Source organism: Photobacterium sp. OFAV2-7, from assembly GCF_022347985.1.
In the GTDB taxonomy this organism is placed as follows: Bacteria; Pseudomonadota; Gammaproteobacteria; order Enterobacterales; family Vibrionaceae; genus Photobacterium.
Genome location: NZ_JAKRFQ010000505.1, coordinates 1 through 3,722, shown reverse-complemented (window position 1 = coordinate 3,722; position 3,722 = coordinate 1). Strand labels below are relative to the sequence as shown.

The following is a 3,722-nucleotide window of genomic DNA, read 5'->3' as shown; positions in this document are numbered from 1 at the left end:
GAATTGTTTCATACATGTTTCCAGTCAAATAATAATATCAAGCCGCGGAGTCAATTAAGGCTAGTTAATTACCTCGGCTAATTAATTCTGCAGATATTGTAGGTGGTGTTTAATCTGCAATATTTGATCTGGAAACAGACTTGCACTGACAAAATTTCAAACTAAGAGTGCATGAAACAATAGTGATTGTTACTGTCAGTTATTCTTTTAGGATGACTGACAGCTGGCGCTTGAGCATACTTTCCGGAATATGAGAGCCAAAGCCGAGATCAAGGGCCAGGTCCAGCAGTTCGCCCTTAGAGTTCGCATTGAATTTTTCACGCAGGCGAACAACATAGTTTTCAACGGTTTTCACCGAAACATTCAGAACCTTGGCGATATATTGCGGCTTTTTACCATAAAGCAGCAAAAAGAGAACTTCCGATTCACGGGTATTCAAGCTCACAGCCTGGTTATGGAGATCAAGACTGAAAGATGCCTGTTCTTTATTGCTTAACCCTGCCGCGCGGCAAATCCAGTGCCCGACTTCTAGGATGGCCGTATCTTTTAACTCGACACCAGAAAAAATCGTGCCGACGGTTTCATTCTGCTCATCTTTCCACGGTGTTTTAGTGAATAAATGTGCACGCCAGCTTCCGTCTGAATAAGGGTGAATATCGAGGACACGCATTCTATTCCCCGTAGAAAGGACAAGGTTATCCTGCTCTCTAAATGAATCTGCGCATTCGACTGTCGGGCTCGGCATATCGAAATCAGTTCGGCCAATACAATCTAGGTGATGGTCGACACCAATAATTTTTCCATATTCTTCATTGGCATAAATAAAAACCGAGTCTTTATCTTTACACCCCCAGCACCCAGGAAGCTGATTAAAAATATGTAGTAGAGAAGGGTCGACTTTATCTTTCACTCTGTTTGCCTAATGAAATTGGCTTGGTTAATTGACTGTACAGAGTTTAATAGAAAGAAGAAATCTTACAATAACCAGATGACGGTATATTGGTCATATTTCTGTAATTTAAAAAAAAAGCCGGTCATAAAGACCGGCAAAGACAAGAGTTTGACTCCGAAGAGCACAATCCTGTACGACGTGTAGAAGAGGTATCCAATTAAGTTCATCTCTTTAATATGAGGGTGTATATCAAAGGAACTTCATTGGCATGTATCCAATACTGGATACTGCAGACACTGAACAGTGAAGTATGTTCCCTGTCTACGGAACGAACTATAGCTTACAGGCGTATTGTATATAAGGGGGGAAATCACCTATTGACGTAGAGGGGATAATGTGCATTGTCTTGTTGGGGGCCAATGTCCGTATGTATGTTATTGATATGCGCTTGTTGAACGGTGGGCAATTAACTAAATAAAGAGGTATTTTGCTTTCCTCATTTTATGTGTTGGCAGTGAATGGCTACTCAAACAAGATGAAATAGCGATAGGCAGCCGATATCAACCCAGTGTTCCCAGTGTTCCCAGTAGTCCTGAATGGCTAAGCAGGGTAATGCCCAGGCTACAGGTAAACAAGGAGCCGATAGTCGTCATGGCGATAACATTGGCCGCAAGTTTGGCATTGGCACCCATAGCGTTAGCCATGACATAGCTGGCTGCGGCCGTTGGCGCAGCACTCATCAGAAAAATAATACCCAGCTCGATATCGCGATACCCCAATAGGTAGCCTGCTGCAGTGATCATTCCCGGAGCGATGATCAAGCGTCCGCAGGTTGAATAATTGGCATTTGACGAATCTTGCCTTAGTTGCTTCATATCCAGGCTTGCACCGGTACATAACAAGGCAAGCGGCAGCGTCATATCGGCAAAGTAGCTGCCGGACTGTAATAAAACTGCCGGGAGATCAACCTCTAATAATGAAATAGGTATTGCACTACAGATGCTGATTATTAGGGGGTTCTTGACGATCGAGCGAAGCAGGTTGCTGATGCTGAGCGACTGGGTGTCCGGTGACGACCGGCTAAGAGTGATCACGGCGAGAATATTATAAAGAACGGTGATCACAGCCACATAGAGTGAACCGATAACCAGGCCAGTTTCGCCATAGGCGTTAGACACATAGGCCAGCCCGATGATCCCGGTATTGGCACGAAATGCCCCCTGTACAACAACGCCAGTTTCGTTTTTATTTTTGATCAGTTTCTGGGCAAACAATTCGAATAAGACATAAATCAGTGTGTTGGCGATGAGAGCAAATAGCAGTAGGTTGATATTACCTATTTGCTGTAAGTCGGCTTTGACCACACTGAGAAAGAGCAGGGCTGGCAGGGTGACGGTGAATACAAGCCTGGATCCGCCTTCGATAAACTTATCGTCTATTAGTGCCCACCGTTTCAGGGCAACGCCCAGACCCAGCATAATAAAAATAGGTCCGGTTACCGAGAACGAGTGGTGCAGTTGAGTCAAAAATCCGTTCATTATCAACATCCTTATTGTGAATTCTATTTGTAGCACAAGAAATAGCCGCAGCGGTATAGAGTCCCGGAAAAATGATCAAGAAAGGCTAATTAACGGGAAGTGTCATTTCGATTGGAACGATGATCAAGCTTGATCATCGTTTTGATCCTTCTTGCTCTGGAAAAATGATCAAGGGTAATGATCATGCTTCTGCCGGTAAGCATTTGAGCGATTGGCCAACAATTCATCTGAGGCTAGCTGCGATTACAGGCTTAGAAAAATAAAACTATGAATATAAAGCACAATTTTTGTTTTTGGTTGTCAGGGCAACAGATCCAAATATACCCGTTATAGCAAGGTTTTTAGCGGGTGTTTTGTTATACCGAAGCGGCAACGATAGATTGAAATGACAACAGCCGTAAAAAAGTTGTTCTTGATCATTTTTCCGGTACAGCCTGCTTCCAGGGGAGGGATGGGGATCACCGTCATCTATACTAAGAGGTGTCAATAATGATTGCCTGATAGCCACAAGCTCTATCATCAGATATCTATCTGGTTCTACAGGCAGATATGGTATTCTGACAGCTAATAGACAGATACATTTATGTTTTAATGACATATGGAAATTAAGCCCAAACACTCGAGTTTCAGACCTTCCGAGATTGTCGCTCTGCCACAGCAAATGGATCACCACAATCATGGCTATAACCAAGTCGTGATCGGACTGTCCGGCCAGACTGAGTTTGATATCGAAGGCTACGGTAACCTTGTATGCTCCGGTCAGGGCTGTCTGGTGACGGCAGATTCAGAGCATGCGTTTTCCGGGATCGGTAAAAATGAGATCCTGGTATTGAATGTGCCTGTCGATCAGCTGCATCCTTCTTATACGCAGGAAAGAATGGATCGGTTATTTGACCAGTCGAGTTATTTTCACCTCGACAGTCAGGCGCAAAACCTGATTCAGGCACTGACGGCTGAGATGACCGCCCATCCCGATGATCTGCTGCTCAGCAAGGCCTGTACCGATACTTTGTTGTGCGTGCTGCAGCGCCATTTCAAGCCGTTAAACGACGATCGCCAGAGCTACCGGCTGAATATGGATATTATCGATCAGTACATACTTCAGCATCTTACCCGTAAAATTTCTGTAACACAGCTGGCCGGGCTGGTTTTCCTCGGTGAAAGCCAGTTTCATTATTTGTTCAAAGAACAGACAGGCGTGACACCGCATCAGTATGTATTGAAAAAGCGTCTGGAGATGGCGAAACAGCTTATTGAAGAGTCTCACTTGAGCCTGGCCCAGGTGGCGCAAA

Annotated in this window: 3 protein-coding genes; 1 reads left to right on the top strand and 2 read right to left on the bottom strand. The window is 44.5% G+C overall.

The window, feature by feature from the left end:
* Nucleotides 1–199: 199 nt before the first annotated feature.
* Entirely contained in the window at nt 200–910 is a 711-nt protein-coding gene (locus MHN01_RS19875) for a helix-turn-helix transcriptional regulator (protein ID WP_160649993.1), read from the bottom strand.
* A 542-nt stretch (nt 911–1,452) separates the two neighbouring features.
* Complete coding sequence (locus MHN01_RS19870; RefSeq protein ID WP_239412938.1) at nt 1,453–2,430, bottom strand: AEC family transporter; 978 nt, start codon at nt 2,428–2,430, stop codon at nt 1,453–1,455.
* A 598-nt stretch (nt 2,431–3,028) separates the two neighbouring features.
* Between MHN01_RS19870 and MHN01_RS19865 the strand changes: the two genes are divergently transcribed.
* Nucleotides 3,029–3,722, top strand: a 694-nt coding sequence (locus MHN01_RS19865) for an AraC family transcriptional regulator (protein WP_239412937.1), incomplete at its 3' end; no start/stop codon positions are given.

Coding starts and splice junctions, on each gene's coding strand:
- MHN01_RS19870 (WP_239412938.1), bottom strand. CDS start 2,430: ATGAACGGATTTTTGACTCAACTGCACCACTCGTTCTCGGTAACCGGA.